The sequence below is a fragment of the Bdellovibrio sp. HCB209 genome, from assembly GCF_047306065.1.
Taxonomy (GTDB): Bacteria; Bdellovibrionota; Bdellovibrionia; order Bdellovibrionales; family Bdellovibrionaceae; genus Bdellovibrio.
On record NZ_CP178618.1, the window covers coordinates 2,923,021 to 2,947,825 of the forward strand.

A 24,805-nucleotide genomic window follows, 5' to 3' on the forward strand; every position below is an offset into this window, starting at 1 on the left:
TGCTTTGTTCCTTATTTCAAAATCTTTTTATCAGTCAGCGCTTTGATCAATTGCTCAAACAAAACCGCTGGAGTTTCTTTAGCATCTAAAACCAACCACGAAGCAGCGTCCGCTTTCGCTTGGCTCAAGAAACTTTGACGAACTTTTTCATGAAAAGTATCCGCTTCAGATTCGATGCGATCTTCGGATTCACCGTTTTGTTCGCCACGACCTTGACGACGTTTGCGAGACTCCTCCACCGGAAGATCCAACAAAATCGTTAAGTGAGCTTTCAAGCCACCTGTCGCGAAATTATTCAACGTCACAACGTCATTGGCTGAGATCTCACGACCACCACTTTGGAAGGCCACAGAGCTTGCGGTAAAACGATCACACAAAACCCAAGAACCTTTTTCCAGCTGAGGGCGAACCACTTGGTCCACATGTTGAGAACGACTTGCCTCGTACAAAAGCAATTCCGTGCGCGCTGTCGGTGCAGGACCTTCCTTGCGCAAAATCATGTTACGGATTTCATCTCCCAAAGGAGTGCCGCCCGGTTCACGAGTCATGTATGTGGGAATTCCACGTTTTTGCAGCTCTGCTTCCAGAGCCTTCATCAGTGAGCTTTTGCCGGAGCCGTCAAGGCCCTCAAATACCAGAAAAGACATGCCTAGTTTTGTCAGTCATTGTGACAGCTGGGTCAACAAAAGGCCTTACAACAAGGGGCAGCAAAACAGCCTTTTAGCGAAGGCTGTCCCAAAATTTACGCATATTGGCCTGCTGCTCTGCCGTGGCCTTTTTAGAGAGCTTAAAAACGATGCCATAGGGCTTAGCCTTAATGAAACCCACCTGAACACGACGCTCAGGGATCAACGCTTTATCGTAAGGGTCCACCATCGAAGCCTCACAAGTTTTACCCGAGTGAGAACTCCAAATTTGAAGGCCCTCCGCTTTAAGTGTAATTTCATTCAATGGACCAAACATACTGCTCAAAGCTTTTTTGCAAAGCTCTTCATCCATCTTTAAACTGCTAAGATCTGCCAGATCATAGAGCTCTGCTTGGCGAAGGCCTTTATCCGTCTGTGCCGTGCGAGTGAAGTATCCCACAAAGGAATCCGCATTCACCATCGCAAGCATCTTTTGCTCTTTTTTATGCCCAAACACGACGTCTTCTTTAGAAGAAATCGGTGGAGGAGTTGTCGCTGCTTGAACCACTGCCGTCATCACAAGGGATGCTATAAGTAAAGTCGTCTTGTTCATCATCACTCCTTACTTCACGCCGCCAGCACCACTCGATGAGCCACCCAAGTCACTGCTGACTTTGCGACTGATCGAACGAAACTGAGACTCTGTGGCTTTATTGAAAGTGATGCTATTAATCTTAACACTTTTTGAATCTATCAAAGAAATAGTCGGAGGTGGTTCTTTGCGATTGTTCGCACCCGCCTCAAGCTTCATCGTTACCTTGTTGTCGATGATGCAGACTTCTTTGATGTAGGTGACCTGTTGATAGTCGTCACCGCTACCGATGGCGTTGACGTTTGCTTCGAGCTGCATTTTCTCTCCCGCTGGAGAAATTTTGAGCCCTGCTGTCACTGCAAAACTATCGACCGTGAACATCACTGGCAGCTTTTGCAGCATTGGGGGAATTTGTTCTTTTCTTTTTTCAAAGTCAGCCATGTTCGACACGCAAACATTGGCCGCGTGACTCTGAAGACAACCGAACAAAGTAAACACAAATAGGATCGACGAAAACTTCATCTGCTCTCCCTCTTTTGTTTATTTTAGAACGGTCCAATCTCCGTTCGCATCCTTTTTTAAATTTAGTGTAGCGAAGGGATACTTCATAGGCTCGCCCGGCATGCCTGTTTCCTTAGAGATCAGCTGAAACGCGTTTGCAAAGTTGAACATTCCCGTTTTTGAGGAGTCCATATTGCCTGCCACTCGCAAAAGCTTCTTACGGATGTCAGGTGCGTAGGATTTGATATAAACAGTCGTCACGCCGTTGTTCTCGCCACTCATACGCACGTCTTCGGCCATGAATTCCGAGTTTTTATGCATGAATGCGATGTAGGCCTTTCGGAAGGATTCATTCTGAGTGAGGTAACCCGCGGCCTCTTCCTCGATCGTGGCTTTGAATTGCGCCTCGGCGGTCGCTTCAGCCGTTTGCTTGAAGGCTTTTTCACTAGAAGTACAAGAAACCAGGAACGCTAACGCAAGAACCGTCAAAGTCTGAATAATTGTTTTCATACCCCTAAGTGTACGGATGTGCTGGCTTTAAAGACAACTAGATGTGACTTATTGCGTTATTTGGACCGCTAATAGGCAGTTTTGGTGGACGAAGGTGACCCTTTATCCCTATATTGTGGGACTTTGGGAGATACTTGAAATGACTACTTTTGTTGGAATTATCCATATCATCGTTGCTCTTGTTTTGATCGTACTAGTTTTGATCCAAGATTCCAAAAGTAACGGCGCTTTGGGCATGGGCGGAAGCTCGGGTTCAAACAGCTTGTTGGGTGCAACAGGCGCACAATCACTTGCTGGTAAAATGACTGTTTGGGCAGCGATCATCTTCGCGGTGACTTGCTTAACTTTGTCAGTTTTCACTTCTTCAAAAACTAAATCAGTTGTTGATACATTGCCTGCGGCAGCAGCTCCGGTTCAAACGGCAGCTCCTACGACAGAAGCAACTCCAGCTCCTGAAACGACTGCTCCAGCAGCAGCTGCTCCTGCGGCTCCTGAAACACCAGCAAAATAAAGTTACTTAGTTCTGAGTTCTTCGTTATAGTTTCACTATGGCGAAGAACAACTGGTTGATTCCATCCCTTATCGGTCTCGGTGTATTGAGTTTAGCTCTCTCACTCTTTATTTCCTCACAAACTGAAAAACAAAAAGCTGCCATTCGCCCTCTTGCGCGCATTGATTTGAATCTTGGCAAAGTCTTCGTCCTTCGCAAAAACATGACTCAGAAAGAAACTCTGACTCGCACGGCTTCGTTGTATCCTCAAGACTCTGTCGAAACAGGTCCTGATGGCGATGCCACAATGACTTTTGATTCTGCTAACCGCATTCGTGTTCAAGAAAACTCCCTGATCACTTTAGATCAAGAATACGACCGCCAGGTGATCTTGATTAAACGTGGAGATGTTCAGGTTGAGGGTTATGGTCGTGATGGTTCAGTTATGATCTCTCGTGATGGTGTTCGCTGGACAGCGACTGATTACGAAACAAATTACCGCAAGCAAGCCAACGCTCAAACTAACTTGCCAGATCTGGCGCCTTCTACAGAGGGTTACTCTCGCCAACAAAAAGCGGGAGAAGGCCTGACTTCGGAGTTCATTCAAGAAACTCTGCGCACACACCGTAATTCATTCTTTAAATGCTACACACAGCTGTTGCAGAAAACTCCAGGCGTGAGTGGTCAGGCTTCAATTGGTTTCACGATTGAACGTACAGGTAAGGTCAGCAACCCCACTGTGGCTTCATCATCCATCGCCGATCAGCAGTTTAAAAAATGTCTGACTGAAGCGATCCGCCGCGTGGAATTTAAATCCTTCGCAGGCGATCCAATCTCGACAGTTTTCCCTCTGAAATTTGAATAGCAGATTAGTTTTGTAGAAGTGACTTTGCTCTGGCGATGGCTTTTGCTGTGGATTTGATTTGGTCCTCAGGGGCTTCGCGTTTAAGTCTTAATTCCATGGCTTCTTCGAATAAGACCAACGCTTCACTGAACTTATTTTGATCGAACAAGTTTTTACCTGCATGTTGAAGGGCGAAGTCCAAGTATTGAGATGCTTCATCGTTGGTTCTGCAAGCAGCAATAACTTCATCAAATAGAGCATTGCTGCGTTTGAATTGACCTTGATATTGCAGAACATGGGCTAAGCGAATTTTATTTTGAACTTCACGACGAACACCTAATTGTTCCTCGCTCACAATTCGCAAAGCTTCGCGCAAAACTTGCTCGGCCTCTTTAAGATCACCCAGACATCTTAAGTGAACACCCGCCTCACCTAAAATACTGACACGCTTGTTGTGATTTTTTCTGACGGCGGTCAATGAGCCCAAAAGTTCGATAACGTATTTGCGAAGTCCAATCGGATCAACGGGAATGGTTCTTAGATTTTCGTCCTCTTTCATTTCGAGTCTTTTATCCATGTCTGCATTCCCTCGCAAGAGCACTAGCGGTAATCGTGAAGGTAATCAATACGCTCAGGAATCCACGGTTCGTGGATTCCTTCCATCTCGTACACTCGCCCTTCGACAACTGTTTTTTCCTTCAACGGAGCAACCGTCGGAGAATAAGACGGATACAACAGGCCTTTTTCAATAAAGAAGGTCTTCGCCGTTTCATAGGCCGTGTGACCGATGATGCCGCGGCGGATGAATTCATCGAAACTCTTCATCAACTCTTCCGGCGTGTAGCTGTAGTTATAGATCATGTCTTGAACCACAGCATAGACGCCATCCAGATTGATACGACCATCTTGGTACATATCCATCGCGACTTGGAACGTATTGTAAGTCGCTAAAGTTCTGCGACCAAACTTCAAATAGTAATCAGGATCTGTATCGGTTGCTAAGTTGATATAGATCTTTTCAACGGGATCGTTTTCTGGGATCTGCGCTTGCAGTTCCAAAATCGTATCCACTTGCTCCCCGGTCACATTCAATTTTTCCAAAGTAATGCGTATATCGTGAGGCCCCAAACGGCGCGAACAAATATCAGAGTACAGATTATAGATAATCGCATCTGTTTCGCTGTCATCTCCCCAGCAGATCTGACGAACGTTTTCAGCCAAGCGAGTTCTTAACTGCAACAAGGCTTGCAGTTTGTAGCCCACTTGCTTCGTCAAACGCCAGAAACGACCCGGGCGAAGATTTGCCAAATTGTCTTTATAGAAACAACCGAAAGGACGGATATTATCCAACGCGAATTTTTCAGAAATACGCTCTTCCATCTGCGGCGGTGATGCCGTGATGAAATAAATTGGAAAATACATATAGCCCTTTTGAGCTTTACGATATTCAGACAAAGATTGAAGGAGTGTGTTTGTGCCGGGAACATTCTTTTTACTCAAAGCACGTTCAAGCACTGTCGTTAGCAAACCAGACAATGAATCGATAGTTGTATCAAGGTAAGTTTTATCGATGTCCCACAGAAAGACTTCGTCGTGAGATTTCTCCATGCCCTCAGAAACATATCTGAAGAACACAACGTCACCATTCATTTCGCTTATTTCACGCCAGTCAGCCATTATGACATTTTGTCAGGGCCGACTGGGCTTGGCAAGTCTTAGCAACCAGTACCTGGCTTAGGATCAACCATTTGACGGCAACGCACTTGGCTCTTAGAGCACTTAATACGCATGTGGAAATGATTGTAGTGATTTACCTCAGGAACTAGACGTCGCAAAGTCTCCACTGCGAGGTCCGTTTTGATTTCACCTTGATTTTGGGCATAAGTGCACAAAGACTTTTTCAAAGTCGGATGGATAAAGATGCGGTCTACGAACTTAGAGCTGACCGTATACTTCAAAAGCTTCCATTGCTGAGCCACCATCCAGTCACCCAATGGTTTGCCACCTTTAAGTGCTGAAGAAAAGCCCGTCATGTTTTTATCGGCTTTAAAGTAGTACGCGATGTCTGCATCAAGACCGTTCGTGTGGGACTTGTGCGAACCCAAGCGGCCACCGTTCTTTCTAGACAAATCACCCATACGCAATGAATGCGCTGGTGCAATAGCTCTTGTGTACTTACCCATTTTTGCAACCAAGTAAGCCATCTCAATCGTACCGAAGTGAGTAAGGCGCTCTGGTCTTAAAATACGTAGATTCGTTTCAGGATATGCTTTTTGGTAACCCAAGATATCCGTCGCGCGCTCTAGCTTCCCAGAGTTCACCGGACCGATCGCTTGATCCAACTTAGCCAACAAATCGAACTTCGGTGGCTGAGTTGTCACCACAGGAGTTTCGTCTTTATCGTCGTCTTCGTCCTTATCATCGTCCTTTTTAGGATCTTGCTTTTTAGGCTCGTCCTTCTTAGGAGTTTCTTTTTTTGGATCTTCTTTCTTAGGGTCTTCTTTTTTTGGTTCATCCTTTTTAGGAGGAACTTTTTTCGGATCTTCCTTCTTAGGCGGAGTCTCTTGCTTAGGCGTTTCCTTTTTAGGATCGTCTTTCTTAGGCTCGTCTTTTTTCGGAGTCTCTTGCTTTGGAGACGGCGAAGTTTTTGGCTTTGGTTTTACTTCCAAAACTTTCTCGATATCGTTTTCAATATCACCAACGTAAGCACCCTGCTCTTCTGTTAGGTCCATTTCACCGTGCTCATCTTCGTCGTGATCTTCGTCAGCGAAGTCTTCGCCTTGAGCCGGAGTATTTGGATCCGTCACAGTCTCGTCAGCGTCTTTAGGTTCTTCACCCATCGTCATTGTGTCTTCAACGGACTCCACTTGATGATGGTAGATGCGATCTTCATAAGAGATATAGATATCGATGAAATTGCTTGAACAGTCGTTAGCAACACCCAAGCACGTTGCTTTGGCTGCGATTTCAAGATCAGCCACGCCCACAGAACCCACAGGTTTCATCACGGAAAAGCCCTGCATATCTGTCGTACCTTGAAGGCTTACATCCAGTGGAATTGTTTGCTTAGAATCTAGAGTTTTAAGAGACAACTTACCTTGGAGAGTGATCTTGTTAGTGCCCTTATCATAGGCCACTTCCATACCCTGCAATTGAGTCGCGCCTTCGACTACCTCATAGGCACCCACAACGCGAATTTGCGCTTGTTCGGGCATTGGGGCGGTATCACGCACAGAGGCCGGAAAGCCATTCCCGCGAGGAGCACAACCCGATAAAACTAAGCCTAAAATGAGGAGTGATGACAGTAGTCTTCCCATAGCTATGCCTTTAGTTGCATGAACTATGCTCCACTAAATTCAGCTATACTGGAAATTAAGGGACTTTCAGCTGTCTAAAGCTTCGACAGGGGCCCAAATTCGCGGAAGGACAAATAAAAAAGCCGATCCATTGGATCGGCTTTTTGGAGTCTATATTGGGATTAGACAGATTAGAACGCTGTTACAGTTTGGCAGCCCAAAGCTGTGATTCTTTTCTTAACTAGGCCAGCCCAGTTGTTTGTTTTTTCGTTCAACAAAGAAGCTTTCATTTGGCCCAATTGAGAAGCGTAAGTACCTACACCGCGAGCGGCTTGGTTACCACGGCACATTTGCACCAAAGTAGCGTCTTCAGAACGGCTGTCATAGATATAATTGTCGATCATTTGGCAGAATGATTCGATCGCTTGCAAGTGGTCTACTGCAGCAACCCAACGGTTCCATACATCTTGAGTCTCGCGGCAAACATCAGCGTGCATACGAGTGTTTTTAACCAAGTTCGCAGGGATCAAAGTCTCAAGATTGTCACCAGCTTGACGGTCACGTGTAGCTTGAGCCATTTGTTCTTTAGTCGGAGACTTGTAAGAACCATTGTATGGTTGACCCAAAGATTGGCCAGTTTCAGTCATGCGGTAAGCGCGATCTTGAAGTGATTTAAGACCTGCTTTGAAGCTAGTTACTGAACCAGTGTGAAGCTTAGTTGTGTAGTTGAACCAAGCCATTACTGGAGAGTTGATACCCAAAGTGCGGTTCGCGAACAAACCGTTTCTCAAACGAGACATTTCAGAATCGATTTCAGATTGAGTGAAGCTAGTTGCGTATTTGCGCAAGTTATCCAAAGAGTTCGTGATACGAGCTGCTTGAGCTTGTTTTTCAGCCAAAGCTGCAAGACGAGTTTGGATTTGGTTGTACTCTGGAGAACGTTTCAATTCTTTATCCAAATCAGATTGAGCTTGCTTCATGATATCACGAGCAGCAACTGCAGATTTGTCCATTGCCTCAAGCAAGTACTTCGTCGTCGTTGCACATTGTGCAGCGTTGTTACGAGCAGTTACTGAAGAAAGGTTGCGAACATAAAGAGCACCAGCACTCTTCAATGTGTTTGTGATTGGAGAAGCGCTGTAACCAGTCGTTGATAGAGAGTAGTTTACGCTCGCCAAAAGCTTAGCAACATATGATTGAGGATCGTGAGCAGTCGCTGCCAAGTTGATACCCAATTCACAGATCATGCTGTCAGCAGTTGTGCTTTGTACGAAAGTTTTGTCCAACTCAGATTGTGCAGAAGCAGCAGTCAAAGTCGTGTTCAACTCAAGAGCAGCTGCGCTCAATGCGTTCTTACGAACCATCAAAGAGTTAGTGTCTTTAGAAACACCAGAGATTTTCATAGAGTAGTTACGAGCTACCAACATCTCTTTAGAGATCTTAGCAACTTGCTCTTCGCGACCTTTAGTCAAGAAGCGGTATTTTTGCTCAAGACGGATGTATTGGCATGTGTTCTCAAGAACTGCACGGCGAACCAATGGGTCTTGGATTTTTGTAGAGTTCTCAGTCACGATTTTTTCCATAGAACCAATCGCGCTAGTCAAAACTTGACCACCTACGATGAATGGAACAGCTGCTGTACCACCAGTCATTGATGCTGCCATCAATGCATATGGAGTCAAACCGTTGATCATGTCGTTGATCGCAAGAGCGATAGAACCACCGCTCATTTGCTCGCGGCACTGCTTAGTCATGATGTCTGTGTTAGAGAAAGTCGCTGCCAAAGTGCTTGCTGCACGGATAGCGATGTCTACAGTTTGAGTGATCTCAGTCACTTTTTCGCGAGGGATTTCGTCTTCAGAGTTCAAGTACGGCTGAAGTTTCGCGATAGCGTCTGTGATTTTCTTGTTGTTATCAACAACCGACTGTTGGTTGATTTGATTGCCAGCACAAGATGGAGAGCTCACAGCTTGGTTCAAAGCGTTTACTGCTGACAAGATGTCAGAGTAAGTTTTGTCGTCAGCATTTGTGAATAGGTTACATTTGAATTCTTCAGCAACGCCTACAGAGTCTTTTACGTTCACTGGAAGACCGTTACCACCAATAGTGCTACCTGGAGGTTGGTTCGGAAGTGGAAGTGTTGGCGTTTGACCTTTCGGTGCATTTGGATTGCCCGGAGCTGTCGGAAGACCTGTGCCAGGAGTTCCTGGAACTGGATTGATTGAAATCGGAGAGCTTGGATCTTGGCCAATACGTGGTTGAGTTGGGAACAAATCGTCCACAGAAGTTGAAGAAGTTGGCGCAATATCGATTGGAAAGAAACCTGTACTGATCGTTGCAGGAGCGGCGAAAGCCACCTTACATTGAATCGCAGTCAAAACTGCTAAACCTACTCTACCCCACTTCATAGGAACTCCTTATTTGGATGGCGGTAACCACTTTCAGATCCGAGCACTTCCCCATCGTGCACACTCAATGCCAGCAAATCCGCCACTAAGGTGAATCCTAGGGTTACCGATTTGTAGGCGTTTTAGTCAGGTATGTAAAAAGGGTCAAACCTTTATTTACTATTGCAAATAATTGAGGAACTTTTGACGGAGCTCACGATTGTTAACTTCAAAAAGATCGCCATGATGGCCACCTGGAACGGTCCAAAACTGCTTCGGTTCACGCGCCGCTGCGAACATGTCTTCGGAGCTAGCAAAAGGGATTACGGGGTCGTCTGTTCCATGGATGAACAGCATTGGGATCGGGGAAAAATCACTTAACGGTTCAGGAGAGTACGAGTCACTAAGTGCCACATAAGTCAGCGGCTGAAGTATCCAAGTCACCCAGGATCGAGCTAAGACCCGTCTTCCGATCTTTCGATACGAGGAAAAGCTCGAGTCGACGATCAGATTGCGGATCGGCTGCTGGTCCTTGATTTCTTTGACCGTGCGCATGGCAATGATGCCACCCAGGCTCTGCCCATAGATGATCAAGGGACGTGTGTCCTTGTTTTCCCTTAGCCATTTGGCCGCAGCCACCCCTGATTCCAGGGTGCTTTTCGGGCTCGGTTTGCCCGAACTTTGACCATAACCCGGGTAATCAAAAATCATGTAATTATAACCCTCTTTAGGGAGCCAATAAAACATCATGAAGTGCGAAGTTAAGTTCTGAGCATTCCCATGAAAGAACAAAACCGTGCCCTTGCTCTCCTTTTGTGGAGTGGCAAAGTACCACGCGTGAATCTCGTCCCCCGCGGAGGTTTTGAATTTCACATCTTCGTATTTCAAACCAATACGATCAGGCGAGTAGAACTGAATCGGCGACGGATAATAGAAAGCAGACTGACATCCGCTGATCAACACAACCAACGCAGCGAGGCTTAGAAATTTAAGGCACAGGCGATTCAAATTCGACATACTTGAATCATGAAACGCTTTGAACATGCCTGGCAAGATTTTACGTGGATCGACATAGAAGACCCTAAAAAAGAAGACCTTGTAAACCTCGCGCAAGAGTTCGAGATTCCCATGCAAGCTCTTGCAACTTGTATGGACCCGGATCATCTTCCCCGTGTCGAGTATTTGGATCACTCCACTTATATTATTTTACGACACTTTGATGATCGCGCTCGCCCGGGTGCGGGTTCGATTCAGGAATTGTCGACGAAGTTGGTTTTCTTTGTCGGTAAAAAGTATGTACTGACTTTGCATCGCACTCCCCTGCCTTGTATCGACGACAAAAAAGACAAAGTGAAATTCGAACAGTTGGAAATGGGACAACTCATTGGCCGCCTGTTCGTCAAAGTTCTGCAAAGTTTTGAAACGCCACTGGATGAGTTGATCAACAAAATGGATACGATCGAAGGCCGTATCTATGCTCTTCGTCGCAAAAATATTTTGCGTGAGGGGTATCATTTGAAACGCCGAGCTTCGGGTTTTAAAAAGATCTTTAAATTCACCGATTCCGTTCTAACGAACCTACAACAACACTCGAAATTTCCGGCACTGAATTACGACTATGTCCGTGATCCATTGGCGCGTTTGCTTTTTGATACGGACAATACTGTTGAGGAAATCACGGGATTGATCAATCTTCACTTGGCTTTGATGTCGCAAAAAACCAATGAGGCATCTTTCAAAACAAATGAAATCATGCGCATTCTGACAGTGGTTTCGATCTTCTTCTTACCGCTAAATTTTATCGCCGGTGTTTATGGGATGAACTTTGAGTTTATGCCGGAGTTAAAACATCATTACGGGTATTTCTCGGTTCTTGGCACGATGGCTCTTTTGGCCATTGCGATTCTGGGCTGGGTTTGGCACAAGGGTTGGCTCAGTAAGGACGATTTCTAAAAAAAGCGACGAGATGATTCCAAAGACTTTGTTTTGGAATCATCTTTTGCAAAATGCTTATGATCTCTTGGCGTTTAAACATCTTCGCCGCTTGAAGTGGTGTCATGTTATCAAACTCGGAACACAGACTGGGATCTGCGCCGTGCTCTAATAAAAATAAGGAAATTTCCAGGTGATTGCCGACGATGCTGGCAACCAGTGCTGTCGACATAATTTCAGGATGTTGGTAGTTCGGATCGACACCGTTTTTAATATGATACCGCACCAGCTCCAGATTCCCAGAGGCTGCGGCACCATACATTTCTTTCCAATCACCTGCCGACATCGCGAACCCTTATGTTTTCGCGTGAGCTTGAACGAAGCTGTAATAGAAAACGGCGTTCGGGTCGTTGGCGACCGCAGCCATTTCTTTTTTCATGCCTTCGACGACTTCTTTGGATACGCAGCCCGCTTTGATCAACTGATCACTCGCGCTTAATAGCAACTCGGTCCAATACTCCACGCAGTCTTTGCGGGCTTGGGGTTGACGGTTGTCTAAGAACCAAGTTTTCACTTCGGTTTGAATATCGTGATATCCCAATTGCATCAGGAAATTTCCAAGCTTGGCACCGACAAAGGGATCACCCTTTTGTTGCAGCTGATACTCATTGAATGCCATCCAATACTTCAACATGTTCGGCGAATATGGATCTAAGAAGAACGTCGCATTCATCACCTCGGTGATATAAATCGGTGAACCCGGACGAAGTACACGGCGAACTTCTGAGAGAACACGAATCGGATCTGGAACGTGCTCCAGGATCCAACACAAGAATGCTCCATCAAAAGAGTTCGCTCCGAACTCCATGTTCGTCGCATCCATTTCTTTCATATTGAAACGCCCCGGAAGCCCCGGGATTTCCGCCAAGTGTTGGCGAGCTGATGCCAACTGATTGGTACTCAGATCAATACCTGTCAGATGTAAGTTCGGGAATCGGCGCAAAATGATTTCACTTTGTGCGCCGACACCACAACCGACTTCCAACAAATTACCGACATTTGAAAGATTGATATTTTGATAAACAGTGAATTCGCCGAAACGCGCTTGTTTGCGCAGACGTTCTTGTTCATCTTTGCTAAAACCATGCAGATACGGAAAATCGCCAGCCATAAGGCCTCCTTAAACGGACACCGGAATCATACCTGAATTTTAAAAAGAATTCCATTTGATGGATGACAGCGGGAAATCAATCCAGTCTTCTTCTTCGGGAAAGCCCTCAGGTCGAGACTCTGTCAGACCTTTAAAGCTAAGGAAGCCGGTAAGAGCACAAATAAATGCTTCGAAGGCATGATTATTTTCAATCATCAACTTCACATCTTGATCATATACGAAGGCGATATTGTGAGTACTCAACGCATTTAAAATAGCACGACGACTGTCGTCTCCACCCACCGAATGTTTATGGAATAGCAAATGACTTTTCATCACGTGCAATGAGCGACCAATACGCCATACGGAAAGTTTTGGAAACACCTCGATGCACTTATGCTCTAGACGACGACGGATGTACATCGCACGCGCTAGCAGCGGAGCACAGTTTGCACCCATCGCGTGTTGCAAGATAAAGGGCTCTTCAAGTTCTGAAGACAAATACATCTCGACACAGCGTTGAGTGTACGGAGTAAAGAGCTTACGCGGTTTTTTCTTTTTATGGAGCTTACGTGTATAGTCCCACATCCATTTGATGTGAGGCTTTGGACAGTCTTCGATTCCGCCGCAGCAGTTTTCACGCAAGCACACCGGAAAACGGAATGGCACATCAAATGCGATGGAATCAATTTCCCCGCGATACTGATCGATAATTTCGTGGATTTTAAAATCGGCAGAGTGAACTTCGTCGCTTTTGATTTTTTCAACTAAGCGCGAGAGGAAAACTTTTTTGTGCTTGGGATAGTATTCAACAACTGCCACGCAGGCCTTGTCGGTTTTACCGCCCCCTAAAGAGATTCCGAAAAAGCGGTGAACCTCTCCAGAGTGGGAACCAGATGTCGCACGTGAAGCCTTTGCGACGGAACGAGGTTTTGCAACCCTGCGTTTCGTCGCCTTTTTAGCAACCTTCTTTTTTACAGAGGGTTTACTGGCTTTGCGGCCATGACTTGGAACCCGGCTTTTTGACATGCGTCTGCGACCCCTTGTTTCTTTTCAGGAGGACACCAAACAAGCACGCAACCACCGCCCCCTGCTCCACAAATCTTAACAGCCTCAGCCCCGTTCTGCAAAGAGAGTTCAGAAAGCTTACGGATCTCAGGACTTGAAAATTCTGGCGCCAATCGCACGCGAGCTTCAAATTCGCGTTTAAATAAAGATCCGAGTTCATTCCAGTTTCCAGAGCGGACCGCATGCTCAGTTTCAATCGCAATCACCTTAAGATCACGAAGCGCTTGCAGTGTTCCAGGATCTTTCGCAACTGCATCCTTCATGACTTCAAAATTATTCAAGCCAGAATGATGGGCTTTGCCCGTGTAAATAAGCATGAACTTTTCTGCCAGCGGAGTGCTGCTAACGTTCATCACTTCTTGCTGAACACCGTCGTAACCATAGCGAAGGATATTAAGTCCACCAGAAGCCGCAGGATAGTAATCTTGAGTTCCTGTTGGAGTATTTAAAATTTCTGCTTCGATGTTGTGAGCGGTGTGCACCATGTGATGAACATCTTTAAAAGGCTTCCCACAAAACTGTGCGAAGGCTTTCATTAAACCGATTGTTAAGCTCGAGCTTCCACCCAAGCCACCACCCACAGGGCTCTCTGAAGAGGTCTTCAAAGTGAAACCTTTGGTCGGCATCCAATAACGAAGCTGAGTTTGCAAAAGGATCATCATTGGATCTGTGTCTGCCAAAGCTTCTACCAAGTTGGAATAAGCTTTACGCAATTTCAAATCCACAGAATCCAGGACTATAGTAGAGTCGTCGTGAGGAGTGAGCTCCACGTTCGTAAACACGTCGATTGCGACGTTTACTGTGGAAGCGCCATTGATGAATAAATAAAGGGGCCACAAATCAAGTGTCCCCCCTGCCAAATCCACACGAGTGGGTGATTTAACTACGATCTTTTGCATGACTAGTTGTCTTTCTCTTAGGCCCCTGGTTCGTGAGCCAACTGTGCTTGTCCCTTATCATCCTTCGGAGTGGCACCAACTTTCAAGTCCTCAGTTTTAAGCTCGATCAATTTGTCGACCGCGCCTGGGGCCATCTGCATTTGGAAAGCTGGATCTGATACTTTAGCATAGATTTTCTTGTCAGCGGCTTGACCAACTTCGGCTTTCCAGTTCTTGTCCCCTAACTTCATATCCAGGGTGAACAGGTTTTGCAAAGCAGGCATTTTACCGTCGACATAGTTCGCACCCTTGGCATCGGCGATACCGCGGAAAATCTCGCGAACTTTCTGTTGATCCAATTCCATTTTTTTAGAACCGGCATCAACCCACTTGCCATCTTTCAAAGCGATATCGACGATGCCGTTTTTATTCTTCAATTTGAAAGTATCGATCGCACCCATTTTGTGGCGCAGGAATCTGCGATCACGGAATTCCACAATCGGCATTTCGGCACGAGTCGCCCAGGAAGAATTCACGATTAATACGCGATTTTCTTGATCACGACGAGCAAACGGATGGCCTTCGAAGTTAAATTTTGCAGAAACATGAAGCGTGCCTTTTTGCCCTGCAGAATTTGTGAACGTGAATGAGGCTGCTGGTTTATCCAAACCAAAACTCGCCCAGTCGATATCTGCGCCTTCTTTAGCGACGTCTTTAATTTTCTCTGCCGAAGTCATTTTGATCAGATCTTCTGCGGCAGCATCGTCAGCGGAGTCTTTAAGTGGTTGCAACAAAGTCCAACCATCCACGCCGCGTTTGATTTCTACGGTCTGACCATCTTTTTGAATTTCAATGGCGTCAATTTGATCCACGTTCATTGCGAAAATTTTGGCGTCCGCCGTTTGCTTTTCGGAAGCACTTCTTTGCTTCTGAAAATCATAGAACGCATAACCACCGAACAAAAAAAGACACATTACTAAGATTCCGCGACCTTTGATCTTTCTCATGCATTTTTCCTTCTCAAATGTAAAGTGATGCCCGCGCCTAAGAATACCAAAGGCAAGGGGATTAAAAAGGCGAACAAGAAAATAGCAAACTTAGTTTCAGTCAAAATCAATTGTGTGGCCTGAGGCTCCTTAGGCGTGATGCTGATCAAGCTTTCCTCTTTAGCCAGGGATGCAATCGAATTCAAAACCAAATCACGATTCAAGTTTTGATACAGCATTTGATTGGTCATGAAATCCACATCACCAGCAATCACGGCTGCAAACGGTTTCGCTTGCGGATCTGAATCCCATTGACCTGTCACCTGATCGACCAAAGCATAACTTGCAATCGGACCATCTTCTTTCAAGTTCAGAGTTTTAAACGCCATGGATTTTGGATTGGTTCTAACCAACTCATCAATACTCATTCCGGGCGGCTCTGTGACTTTCAGCAAAGACTGCGGATGACGGAACAACGTCACTTCGCTTTGACCAAATGATTTAGTGATTTCGTTCATCGGAGAGAACACAGAACCCATCGCTGGGCCTTGATTGATCCCTTGGCCCATCACCGTATCGACAACGTTAAAGATATAGTTGTTCTGAAGCTCAATCCCCATTTTACGCACAAGCTTATCTAAGTTCGCAGGATTCTGAGATTCCAAAGCGATAAACAAGCTGCCACCTTGAGTCAGGTACGCTTCCAATGCCTTGATCTCGTGGTCCAAGAAATTCTGAATGGGACCTGCAATCACCACAACATCTGCATCTGCGGGAACAACTGGTTCTTGGATCAGAGGCAACTGCTTAACTGTGTAACGATTGCTTTCAAGCATCAGCTTCAAAGCATTTAAGCCCAAGCCTTCTTTCGCTTCATCAAGCTTCGCTTCGCCGTGACCGACTGTGAAATAAACTGTTTTGTTTTTATCACGAGTCACTTTTACCAAAGAGCTTGTGAACTCTTGCTCATCAATTTTTTGCAAAAGATTACGACGACCTTTGTATTCAACAAAAGCAGTGCCACTGCCTTTATCGACACCAAAATCTCTCGCAAGATCTGGCTGCTCGTTCACTTCGACAAAGTTCAATTGAATGCGTGGATTGATGTCTTGATACTTTTTGATCAACTCACGGAAGGAGCGACGGTTTTCTTCGTTACCCTCAACACCCTTTTTGTAAAAGAAATAAACTTTCAATTCAGAATCAAGGCTCTTTACGATCTTTACAGATTGATCCGCCAAGCTGTTGGACTGCGCAGATGAGAAATCAAAAGTCGCGTAATGACGAACACCGATATAGTTCACGATAGCTAGAACTGCCACCATCAAAAGAATCAGCACGCCCATGCTCATGCCTTCTTTAGTCGTCTTCATCGTAAAGAACTCTTTAAAGAAAGCACGATCCTTAACGATTCCTGCGCCCAAGAAAAACACAGCCATCCCTAAAGACAACCAACAAAACGGAACCCACTCGCCTAAAATATAACGAGTGATCGACATACAAACTAACGAGATACCTGCTAATAAGAATGCAACTTTACCAAACTTGCTCATCCGATTATCTCCAACGAGAAGATTCAACAACGCGTTCTGCAAGGAAGCAGAACAAAACAATCAAGCTGCCAAAGAAAACCAATCCGTTGGTACGGATTGTTCCTTCGACTAAGCTCGACAAATGAGTGCTTAATGAAACGTGCTCGAACACTTTACGAGCGATTTCACTATCCACAACTTCAGCGCCAATACCGATAAACCAGATCGACACATTCAAGATCACCGACATCACATAAGCCACTAAGCTATTTTCAGTCAGGGCAGAACAAAACAGATTCATCGAAGCATATACAGCCCCGACAATGAAAATCCCCAGGAACGCAATCAGCAGAGGTCCCCAGTTTAGTTTCGCCAAAACTGCCGTCGCCACCGGATAGGACAAAGCCAGCAAGACAATCCCTGCCACAGCCCCTAGCGCCGCCAAATATTTTCCGATCACAATTTGTGCGGAGGTCACTGGCGAGGTTAAAAGCAAATCAAACGTACGAAGTTTCTTTTCCTCAGCGAATAATTTCATCGTGAGTGCCGGCACCACGAAAATCAAAATCAGATTCAAGTAGGAAAGCTGACGCAAGAACACGCCGTAATGGATGTTCAACTGATTTGCGGGAATACCTTGCTGCATAACGTAGTTCATCAACAGCTGAGAAAAACCATAAAGCTGAATTGGGTAAATCCAACTGAACATCACACTGACTAAAAAGCAGATGATGTAAAATGTGGGATTGGCGTAAAAGCCTTTTAATTCTTTTTTAAGAATAATGAGTGAACCGCTCATAGCCCACCCTCCTTCTGACCGTAAGTAAGTTTCAAGAACACGTCTTCCAAATCCATTTTGCTTGGACTGAATTCCAAAAGCCCCAAGCCTTGGTTCACAAGTTTAGACGATACCGCTGCTACGATTTCATCACCGCCGCGGACATCAATGCGCCATTCTCTGTTGGATGTTCCTTCTTGAATCGAAATAACCTCGCTAATACCAGAAAGGACCGATTTCATATCAGACACTTCTTTGGCAACACGAACCAACAGGCGACTTTGCCCCTGCTCCATAGTTGCTAAGTGATGAATACTGTCTTCAACAACGATCTTGCCTTTGTTGATAATAATGATTTTTTCACAGGTCGCTTGGACCTCAGGCAAGATGTGCGTGGAAAGAATAATCGTATGCTGTCCACGCAATGCTTTAATCAGGTCACGGATCTCTGCGACCTGTTTTGGATCAAGTCCCACTGTCGGTTCATCCAAAATTAAAACTTCTGGATCAGAAACAATCGCCTGAGCAATACCTACACGTTGTTTGAAACCTTTGGACAAGTGTTGAATCAAACGATTTTGCACTTCGCCCAAATTGGTTTTTTCAATCGCCATATCGACAGATTTTTCGATCTTACCTTTAGGAACTTGTTTTAAAGCTGCAACATAGCGCAGATAATCGCGCACATACATGTCACCATACACAGGTGGAGTTTCTGGCAAATAGCCGATGCGCTTTTTTACTTCCAGGGGATTTTCAAAAACGTCAAAGCCAGCAACAGAGGCAGAGCCATGACTTGGAGCCATGAAGCCTGTGATGATTTTCATCGTCGTTGATTTGCCAGCTCCATTGGGACCTAGGAAACCAACAACATCACCTTTGTTAACTGAAAAATTCAGATGATCAATTGCTCGACGGGAACCGTAATCTTTGGTGAGGTCTTTTACTTGAATCATAGCAAAATTTTAGACTGCTAAGACTCTCAGTCAAGACTCGTCAGGATTGACGCAAAGAAAAATGAAAAGTCTTTTCCGAATGGTAAGTCACTCTTCCCAATTTATCACCTTTGATAGGACGAACAAAGCGACACTCCACCATCACCACGGCGACTTTCTGCCCCACCATCAATGATTTTGACGACAAAGATTCTCGCGCCACCCACGCAGCCACTTCTTGAATTTCTACCTGAGAGATCTCCTGATCGCGCTGACGATGTATAATGGCATGTGCGCCGGGATAGTCTTTCAGATGGAGCCAGTAATCCCAAGCCTTAGCCTGACGAAGAAGCGCCAAGTTATCTGCAGCAGAACGTCCACAGTAAGCCAAAGCACCTGATTCCAGTGAAAACTTACGCCCACGAGCATCGGCTTTGTGCATAAGATCCACTAAACCCGGTTTCGCGGAAGCTTTCTCACGGAACTTTGCTTTTTCTAATTGAGCGATTTCTTTCTGCAGCTCTTCCAAGCGCTCACGGGCGCCATCTTTTTTAGCCACCAACTGTTTGGATTTCGCAAAAGCATTCTCAATATTCCAACTTAACGACTCACGCGGATTCACAAATGTCTGCAAATGCGCTGGGACTTCCAAGCTTCTGTGAGCCACTAAGAAATTTCCAACCTCTTGCCACTCCAAATGCTTTTCGTTGTCGATTTGCTTTTGAATTTCATCCAAAGCTTTGCGCTTTTTATCCAAATCCTTTTGACGTTGTTTTTCCCATTGAGCAACAGGATCTAACGAAGGTTTCTTGTCCTGTTTTTGTGCATCCAACCATTCTTGATGCAGTTCTTCTAAAGACCGCGGCTCAGGAGGGTTTTCAACCGGTGGAGCTTCCTTTAAATCCAGTGGTTTTTCCCACGCAATTGTTTTACCACCAGCACGCACTAACAGATTGCACTGCTTCGGAATCAAGCGAACTTCGATCTCACAACTGACTGTTGTGTTCGACAAAGTCAGCACTGCCACACGCCCATACTCTGCTAAAACTTTAAAATCAGAGACGTATAAATTCTTAGCATTGGAATTCAGGAAAAGCCCCACTGGCTTTGGCTTCGGGCCTTTTTTAAAGGGACAATGATTTTCAAAAACCAGCATCATTGGCGTGTTAGGAACAAGGTCTAGGATCAACCAAAACTGTGTTCGATTGTGAAACGAGAGAGCCAGACCACGGTCGTTAGCGAGCACCTCCTGAAGTTGGGCTCCGTCTAAGACTTGTGCGAAATGATCGACGAACTTGTTCAGTTCTTGTTGTGTCATGGCTTTCATCCTGATCATTCTGTCATTCTTTGGGCCAATTTTCCAACTAGTACTTAGGTTCCATGGGGGCATTCCGATAATTTATTTATGAAAAATGATGCCCTAGTTAAGATCGTCGAAACTCAACTTCAAGAAACTAAAAACATGCGTGAGAAAACGCCTGATTTCATCAACCGCGTTGTGCAACTTTACACGCTGCAATTGATGGGTTTAGGTAATATCCCTATCGATTTCATGGAAGAAGTTTTGGAAGATGTTGAAGCAGAAACTATCGAGATCTATCGCAAGAAAACATACGGCTTCCTGACATTGGAAGACTATCGTCGTCATAAATATCGTCAAAAGAACGACAACTAAAACGAAAAGGCTGCCTAAGAGCAGCCTTTTTTTTATTCTTCTACCTTTTCGATCACCGAGAAATAAAGAGGACCAAAACCACAACGGTCCGGCATATAAGCCACACCAAATTCAGTGGCTTCCCCGCCAACTCCCAATTGTGCAGGCAATAGTTTTACCGCGCCTTTTTTCTTTTTCAGAAGCTTACGGATCACATCATCGTTTTCAACGGGACTGATAGAACATGTTGAATAAACGATGCGACCACCCGGCTTTACCGCCAACAAAGCAGCACTCAATAAAGAATACTGTCGAGTCGCCAAGTGCTCTGTACGACGCGGACTCCACTCATCCTGCGCCTTCGTATTTTCAAGAATATGTCGTTCACCAGAACAAGGGGCATCTAGCAAAACACGATCAAAACTGTTTGGCTCTTTCAATCCAAATTGCACGCCGTCTTTACCTGTCACCCAAACACGATTGCGCACATCGCGCGGTACATATTGTTGAATAACTTTTTTAAGACGCTCACGACGTTCCGGGGAAAGGTCATTACAGAAAACTTCACCGTCTTCAGCAATGGCTTCAATCAGGATCAAACTTTTACCACCCGGAGCCGCACACATATCGAGCATGCGATCGCCGGATTGAGCTTCAAGGGCTCTGGCCACCATGACACTCGCTGGGTCCATCACATATGTATCAAGCATTTCATCAGCACGGCGTTCCGGATGACTGCCCTCGCCCACTGGTATCCAAAAGCAACCAGGCAGTTGCTCTTTGGTTTCAAAATTTTTCCACGCAGCGGCAGAGTCACCTTGGACTCCCAAGTTATTGACGCGCGCCACCTGCTGCTCAGAACTCTGTAAAGCAGCAAAAAGGGTGGGCCAACGGTCGCCATAAACTTTTTGAAAATGCAGGTAAAACGGATGTGTGGTTAACATAGGTTTTCTTGATACGGCAACTTTCACTCTGCGTCACGAAAAAGTGTCTGAATGGCTCCAGAAAGTTAGGCACGCTATTCGCATAATTAGTCACTCGTACGAACGAAACGTCATAACGACACCACTTAAAAGGAAGAGTTCATGAAAAAATTTATGCTATCCCTGATTGCTATCGCAGCGTTTGCACAAGGTGCTCACGCTTTTGAATCTGAAATCAATTCTGACGAAGAAGCTGCGGCTTATTCTGAAGACTATCAAGACGATGTTGCGGCTTACGGTCGCGGCGGCGGCCGTGGTGATGGCCGTGGCGGCCCAGGTTGGGGCAACCCAGGTCGCGGACCTGGTCACGGTCGCGATGATCATTGGGGTCCTCGTCCCGGTCCACGCCCAGGCCCTCGTCCTCCAGGACATGGCGGCCCTGGTTACCCGCCACCTCCTCCAGGTCACGGTGGTCCACGTCCTCCAGGCCCAGGTTACCCACCTCCACCTCCGCACCAACCATCTGTTGAGTACGTAACGTGCGAGTCTTACGGCAACCGCTACAACACTTGCTACGTAAATCCATATGGTATCCGCAGAGTTTTCCTTGTTAGACAAAACTCAAGCGCACGTTGTGATGCAAACAGATCTTTCGGTTTGTCTGGCAACTACATCTGGGTTGATCACGGTTGCCGTGGTGTATTCGGTGTAGAGCGCTACTAATTTCCAACTCCAAATTTTCTTGAGAGCGTGTGTTCCCCACAATACGTGCTCTCTTGAAAACTCCAAACAAAAAGCCCTGAGCGATGAACTCAGGGCTTTTTTATTTTCTAAACTAAATTAAAGAAATTTATTTGATTGGGAAAGAACAGATGAACTCTGTTCCCACGTCCACTTGGGATTTCACGGCAACGGTGCCGCCGTGGCTTTGCATGATGTGTTTTACGATCGCAAGACCTAATCCCGTTCCGCCAGCGTCACGCGTGCGACCCTTGTCGATGCGATAGAAACGTTCAAACAGACGGTCTAAATGTTCACCAGGGATACCTGGGCCGTCGTCAATCACGCGTAGGATGATATAGTCCTTAATGTCCCGCTCCCAACGGATTTGCACGGTCTTACCATTTGGAATGAACTTCACCGCGTTTGAAACGAGGTTGCGCAAAACTTGTTCTACTTTGCGTGAATCCGCTTTGAACGGAGGCACTTCTCCGACCACGCGGATCGCGATGCTCTTTTCAGCGGCCAATACTGCCATTTCTGAAACCACGTGTTCAGAAATTTGCAGAGGATGAATCACTTCAAGTCTTAGTTCAGAATTATTTGATTCCAAAGATGTGATACTTAAAAGGTCATTCACCAAATCCATCAAGCGATCGATGTTTCTGGAAACGATATTGATAAATTTATCAGCCTGTTCCAGCTGACCATTCTTGATATCGTCCTTCAGCGTATCCACATAACCTTTGATCGAAGTCAGAGGTGTTCTTAGCTCATGGGAAGCATTGCCGACGAATTCAATACGGATTTGCTCAGCACGTTTTAGCTCGGTGATATCATGGAAGATCCCGACGATCCCGTAAACTTCACGCGTTTTTTCATTGCGAATCGGATTCACCGACACCGAGAAAAATCTTGGCTGATTGTCGATCAAAGTTGGCAATTTCACCGTAAAGCGATTGCCCTTACCTGTTTTGATCGTGTGCTCAAAGCCTTCCAAAACGTCAGGAGCACGAATCGCGTCCTTCAGACGAAGATTTTCCATCGTCAATTGCGGAGCTTTCAAAAATTGAGCTGCGAACTGGGAATTGAAGTACAAGATTTTTTCATCCAGGCTGACACTCACCAAGCCCTCAGAAACCGAACTCATAAAGGCTTGGGACTCTTCCTGAGATTGCAGGAAGTTCGCTTTACGACGTTTCATTTTTTTGTGGATTTTATCCAAAGCCACTTCAAGTTCGGAAAGATCATCGCCGTCGTCATCCAACAAATCGTCTTCGTCTTGGGAAACCAACTCCCCGTAGGCGCGCTTATTAGAAATACGCAGAGCCTTTAAGATAACTTTGTGAACAGGACGTACAAATCTGTATGAAATAACCAAAGCCACTAGAATGCTGAACGCAAAGAAGTTTAGCAGGAAGTCAGAATAAACGAAGTCCGCCATGCGATGTTGCGTATCCAAAGACGCCGCAATACCAAATGCCAAAAGGTTAAAAACAACCAATTGGAAAAAGAACAACTTCCAAAACAATCGCCACGGAAAGCGAATGAAACTTTTCATGAATTTTCCATTTTCACGCGGTAGCCAACGCCACGGATGGTTTCGATACGATCGCCCCACTCACCCAATTTTTTGCGCAGACCGAATACGTGCGTGTCGATAGTACGACCCACAACACTGATGCCCTCGCCCTGGATGTTTTCGATCAATTTTTCACGAGTCAGAACCACACCATGGTTTTGCACCAAAGTGCCCAAAAGTTTGAACTCGGACGGAGTCAAATGAAGCGGCTCATTGTTGTAAGTCACTTCGTAAGTTTTGAAATTCATTTTAAGACCATGGATCGCGATTTCGCTGTCATCCTTGATCACTTCTTCTGGTTTTGGATTCGCACGGCGAAGCAATGCTTTTGCACGGGCAATCAAAACGGAAGGATTAAACGGCTTAGTCAGATAGTCATCGGCACCACGCTCAAGACCCATAACGATGTCTTGAGGTTCGGTTTTAGCAGTGACCATAAGTACAGAAGAGTTTTGGTTTTTAGCTTTGATACGATCCAGGATATCCACACCGTGCAAACCTGGAAGCATCCAATCAAGAACGAAAAGGTTAAAGTTCTTAGAGCTCAATTCAGTGAGGGCTTCTTCGGCAGAGGCACATTCTGTCACGCGGTAACCTTGACGAAGCAAGTGCAAGGCCATCAGTTCGCGGATTTCCTGTTCATCCTCAACCACCATCACTTGAATAGAATTCTCAGCCAAACTTGCCCCCATGTCGAACATCCTTACCAGTCACTGCGAAGATCACGTCTTCAGCAATGTTTGTCGCGTGATCACCCAGGCGCTCTAGGTTACGTGCGATTAAAATAAAATCCATGCTCGCTTCGACATCATCAGGATTGGACTTCATGTGTTGAATCGCGTCTTTGAAAACTTTGTTTTTCAAAGCATCGATTTCATCGTCCATTAGCAAAATACTTTTTGCTTCCTTGTCGTCACCACGAACAAAACAATCCAACGAACCTTTTACCATGCGGCCGGCGATTTCAGACATTTTCTGAATCTCTGCCATTTGGGTTTGGATCGGCTTACGACCCAAATAATCTTTACCTGAGTAAGAGATATTGACCGTTTGGTCACCCATGCGCTCAAGGTCGTTATTAATTTTCAAAACAGAAATAATGAGGCGCAAGTCCTTAGCCACAGGTCCTTGCTTTGCCAAAATGTTCATGCAGACGTTATCAACGCGAATGTGATCTTCGTTAATGCGTTTTTCGATGTCATGAACTTCTTGAAACGCCGAAACATCACGGGACTGAAGAGCGGCAATAACTTGAGAAAGAGCTTTTTCTACATGGCCACCCATAACAAGAATCATTTTTTTAAGATCTTCAAGCTGAGTGTCGATGGCACGTTCCATACGTAATCCCCGTTGTTTGGTTGTATATAAGGTTTTAAGTCCAAAAGACATCGCTTAACACGCTATCTCTTCAAAACTAACAC

General features: G+C 45.6%; 27 protein-coding genes. 5 read left to right on the plus strand and 22 right to left on the minus strand.

All coding sequences use genetic code 11. The annotated features are described in order from the left end of the window. Window positions 1-11: 11 nt before the first annotated feature. From tmk to ACLVWP_RS14180, 4 genes are all read right to left on the minus strand, one after another. The gene (gene tmk, locus ACLVWP_RS14165; protein ID WP_413558152.1) at window positions 12-647 is read right to left on the minus strand and encodes a dTMP kinase; all 636 of its coding nucleotides are present in this window, start codon (window positions 645-647) and stop codon (window positions 12-14) included. Between the two features lie 73 nt (window positions 648-720). Then, on the minus strand, window positions 721-1,242 hold the full coding sequence (locus tag ACLVWP_RS14170) for a hypothetical protein (RefSeq protein ID WP_413558154.1): 522 nt from the start codon (window positions 1,240-1,242) through the stop codon (window positions 721-723). Window positions 1,243-1,248: 6 nt separating this feature from the next. Continuing rightward, window positions 1,249-1,740 carry a hypothetical protein gene (locus ACLVWP_RS14175; protein ID WP_413558155.1) on the minus strand — a complete coding sequence of 164 codons (492 nt, stop codon included), beginning with the start codon at window positions 1,738-1,740 and terminating at the stop codon, window positions 1,249-1,251. An 18-nt stretch (window positions 1,741-1,758) separates the two neighbouring features. After that, window positions 1,759-2,229 (minus strand): hypothetical protein, encoded by a 471-nt coding sequence (locus tag ACLVWP_RS14180; protein ID WP_413558157.1) that lies wholly within the window; start codon window positions 2,227-2,229, stop codon window positions 1,759-1,761. A 139-nt stretch (window positions 2,230-2,368) separates the two neighbouring features. On the opposite strand from ACLVWP_RS14180, the gene secG reads away from it, so the two are divergent. Next, the gene (gene secG / locus ACLVWP_RS14185; protein WP_413558159.1) at window positions 2,369-2,740 is read left to right on the plus strand and encodes a preprotein translocase subunit SecG; all 372 of its coding nucleotides are present in this window, start codon (window positions 2,369-2,371) and stop codon (window positions 2,738-2,740) included. A 37-nt stretch (window positions 2,741-2,777) separates the two neighbouring features. Next, on the plus strand, window positions 2,778-3,584 hold the full coding sequence (locus tag ACLVWP_RS14190; RefSeq protein WP_413558160.1) for an AgmX/PglI C-terminal domain-containing protein: 807 nt from the start codon (window positions 2,778-2,780) through the stop codon (window positions 3,582-3,584). 4 nt (window positions 3,585-3,588) lie between these two features. On the opposite strand, the gene ACLVWP_RS14195 is transcribed toward ACLVWP_RS14190, so the two are convergent. From ACLVWP_RS14195 to ACLVWP_RS14215, 5 genes are all read right to left on the minus strand, one after another. Further along, window positions 3,589-4,140 carry a tetratricopeptide repeat protein gene (locus ACLVWP_RS14195; protein ID WP_413558162.1) on the minus strand — a complete coding sequence of 184 codons (552 nt, stop codon included), beginning with the start codon at window positions 4,138-4,140 and terminating at the stop codon, window positions 3,589-3,591. A gap of 23 nt (window positions 4,141-4,163) precedes the next feature. After that, window positions 4,164-5,240: a phosphatase domain-containing protein gene (locus ACLVWP_RS14200; RefSeq protein WP_413558163.1), complete on the minus strand. Its 1,077-nt coding sequence runs from the start codon at window positions 5,238-5,240 to the stop codon at window positions 4,164-4,166. A gap of 38 nt (window positions 5,241-5,278) precedes the next feature. After that, window positions 5,279-6,880: a penicillin-insensitive murein endopeptidase gene (locus tag ACLVWP_RS14205; RefSeq protein WP_413558164.1), complete on the minus strand. Its 1,602-nt coding sequence runs from the start codon at window positions 6,878-6,880 to the stop codon at window positions 5,279-5,281. A gap of 170 nt (window positions 6,881-7,050) precedes the next feature. Then, window positions 7,051-9,267: a hypothetical protein gene (locus ACLVWP_RS14210; RefSeq protein WP_413558165.1), complete on the minus strand. Its 2,217-nt coding sequence runs from the start codon at window positions 9,265-9,267 to the stop codon at window positions 7,051-7,053. A gap of 159 nt (window positions 9,268-9,426) precedes the next feature. Next, window positions 9,427-10,290: an alpha/beta hydrolase gene (locus ACLVWP_RS14215; RefSeq protein ID WP_413558167.1), complete on the minus strand. Its 864-nt coding sequence runs from the start codon at window positions 10,288-10,290 to the stop codon at window positions 9,427-9,429. Between ACLVWP_RS14215 and ACLVWP_RS14220 the strand changes: the two genes are divergently transcribed. Next, entirely contained in the window at window positions 10,273-11,199 is a 927-nt protein-coding gene (locus ACLVWP_RS14220) for a CorA family divalent cation transporter (RefSeq protein WP_413558169.1), read from the plus strand. The genes ACLVWP_RS14215 and ACLVWP_RS14220 overlap by 18 nt on opposite strands. Here the strand turns inward: ACLVWP_RS14220 and ACLVWP_RS14225 are convergent. From ACLVWP_RS14225 to ACLVWP_RS14265, 9 genes are read right to left on the minus strand one after another with little or no spacing between them, the layout of a single operon-like run. Next, the gene (locus ACLVWP_RS14225; protein ID WP_413558170.1) at window positions 11,180-11,524 is read right to left on the minus strand and encodes an ankyrin repeat domain-containing protein; all 345 of its coding nucleotides are present in this window, start codon (window positions 11,522-11,524) and stop codon (window positions 11,180-11,182) included. The two genes, ACLVWP_RS14220 and ACLVWP_RS14225, sit on opposite strands and share 20 nt — an antisense overlap. A gap of 9 nt (window positions 11,525-11,533) precedes the next feature. After that, window positions 11,534-12,349 (minus strand): methyltransferase domain-containing protein, encoded by an 816-nt coding sequence (locus tag ACLVWP_RS14230; protein ID WP_413558171.1) that lies wholly within the window; start codon window positions 12,347-12,349, stop codon window positions 11,534-11,536. Between the two features lie 39 nt (window positions 12,350-12,388). After that, on the minus strand, window positions 12,389-13,357 hold the full coding sequence (locus ACLVWP_RS14235) for a DUF429 domain-containing protein (protein ID WP_413558173.1): 969 nt from the start codon (window positions 13,355-13,357) through the stop codon (window positions 12,389-12,391). Further along, window positions 13,303-14,295, minus strand: coding sequence for a galactokinase (locus ACLVWP_RS14240; protein ID WP_413558174.1), 993 nt, complete (start codon window positions 14,293-14,295; stop codon window positions 13,303-13,305). The genes ACLVWP_RS14235 and ACLVWP_RS14240 overlap by 55 nt, the downstream gene beginning before the upstream one ends. A 17-nt stretch (window positions 14,296-14,312) precedes the next feature. Beyond that, window positions 14,313-15,281, minus strand: a complete 969-nt coding sequence (locus tag ACLVWP_RS14245; RefSeq protein ID WP_413558175.1) for a DUF4340 domain-containing protein — start codon at window positions 15,279-15,281, stop codon at window positions 14,313-14,315. Then, window positions 15,278-16,813: a GldG family protein gene (locus tag ACLVWP_RS14250; protein WP_413558176.1), complete on the minus strand. Its 1,536-nt coding sequence runs from the start codon at window positions 16,811-16,813 to the stop codon at window positions 15,278-15,280. The genes ACLVWP_RS14245 and ACLVWP_RS14250 overlap by 4 nt, the downstream gene beginning before the upstream one ends. 4 nt (window positions 16,814-16,817) lie before the next feature. Further along, complete coding sequence (locus tag ACLVWP_RS14255; protein WP_413558177.1) at window positions 16,818-17,591, minus strand: ABC transporter permease; 774 nt, start codon at window positions 17,589-17,591, stop codon at window positions 16,818-16,820. Continuing rightward, complete coding sequence (locus ACLVWP_RS14260; RefSeq protein ID WP_413558179.1) at window positions 17,588-18,526, minus strand: ABC transporter ATP-binding protein; 939 nt, start codon at window positions 18,524-18,526, stop codon at window positions 17,588-17,590. The genes ACLVWP_RS14255 and ACLVWP_RS14260 overlap by 4 nt, the downstream gene beginning before the upstream one ends. A 40-nt stretch (window positions 18,527-18,566) precedes the next feature. Beyond that, window positions 18,567-19,832, minus strand: coding sequence for a DUF814 domain-containing protein (locus tag ACLVWP_RS14265; RefSeq protein WP_413558180.1), 1,266 nt, complete (start codon window positions 19,830-19,832; stop codon window positions 18,567-18,569). 78 nt (window positions 19,833-19,910) lie between these two features. On the opposite strand from ACLVWP_RS14265, the gene ACLVWP_RS14270 reads away from it, so the two are divergent. Then, entirely contained in the window at window positions 19,911-20,180 is a 270-nt protein-coding gene (locus tag ACLVWP_RS14270; RefSeq protein WP_413558182.1) for a DNA-dependent DNA polymerase, read from the plus strand. A 32-nt stretch (window positions 20,181-20,212) separates the two neighbouring features. On the opposite strand, the gene ACLVWP_RS14275 is transcribed toward ACLVWP_RS14270, so the two are convergent. Beyond that, window positions 20,213-21,103: an RsmB/NOP family class I SAM-dependent RNA methyltransferase gene (locus ACLVWP_RS14275; RefSeq protein WP_413558183.1), complete on the minus strand. Its 891-nt coding sequence runs from the start codon at window positions 21,101-21,103 to the stop codon at window positions 20,213-20,215. Window positions 21,104-21,244: 141 nt separating this feature from the next. Between ACLVWP_RS14275 and ACLVWP_RS14280 the strand changes: the two genes are divergently transcribed. Next, window positions 21,245-21,805: a DUF3011 domain-containing protein gene (locus ACLVWP_RS14280; protein ID WP_413558184.1), complete on the plus strand. Its 561-nt coding sequence runs from the start codon at window positions 21,245-21,247 to the stop codon at window positions 21,803-21,805. Between the two features lie 127 nt (window positions 21,806-21,932). Here the strand turns inward: ACLVWP_RS14280 and ACLVWP_RS14285 are convergent, their stop codons facing one another. The 3 genes from ACLVWP_RS14285 to phoU are packed head-to-tail and all read right to left on the minus strand — an operon-like array spanning window position 21,933 to window position 24,722. Beyond that, window positions 21,933-23,363, minus strand: coding sequence for a sensor histidine kinase (locus tag ACLVWP_RS14285; RefSeq protein ID WP_413558186.1), 1,431 nt, complete (start codon window positions 23,361-23,363; stop codon window positions 21,933-21,935). Beyond that, window positions 23,360-24,064: a response regulator transcription factor gene (locus tag ACLVWP_RS14290; protein WP_413558188.1), complete on the minus strand. Its 705-nt coding sequence runs from the start codon at window positions 24,062-24,064 to the stop codon at window positions 23,360-23,362. Before ACLVWP_RS14290 ends, ACLVWP_RS14285 begins: the two co-directional genes overlap by 4 nt. Next, complete coding sequence (gene phoU, locus ACLVWP_RS14295) at window positions 24,057-24,722, minus strand: phosphate signaling complex protein PhoU (RefSeq protein WP_413558190.1); 666 nt, start codon at window positions 24,720-24,722, stop codon at window positions 24,057-24,059. The genes ACLVWP_RS14290 and phoU overlap by 8 nt, the downstream gene beginning before the upstream one ends. Window positions 24,723-24,805 lie beyond the last annotated feature (83 nt).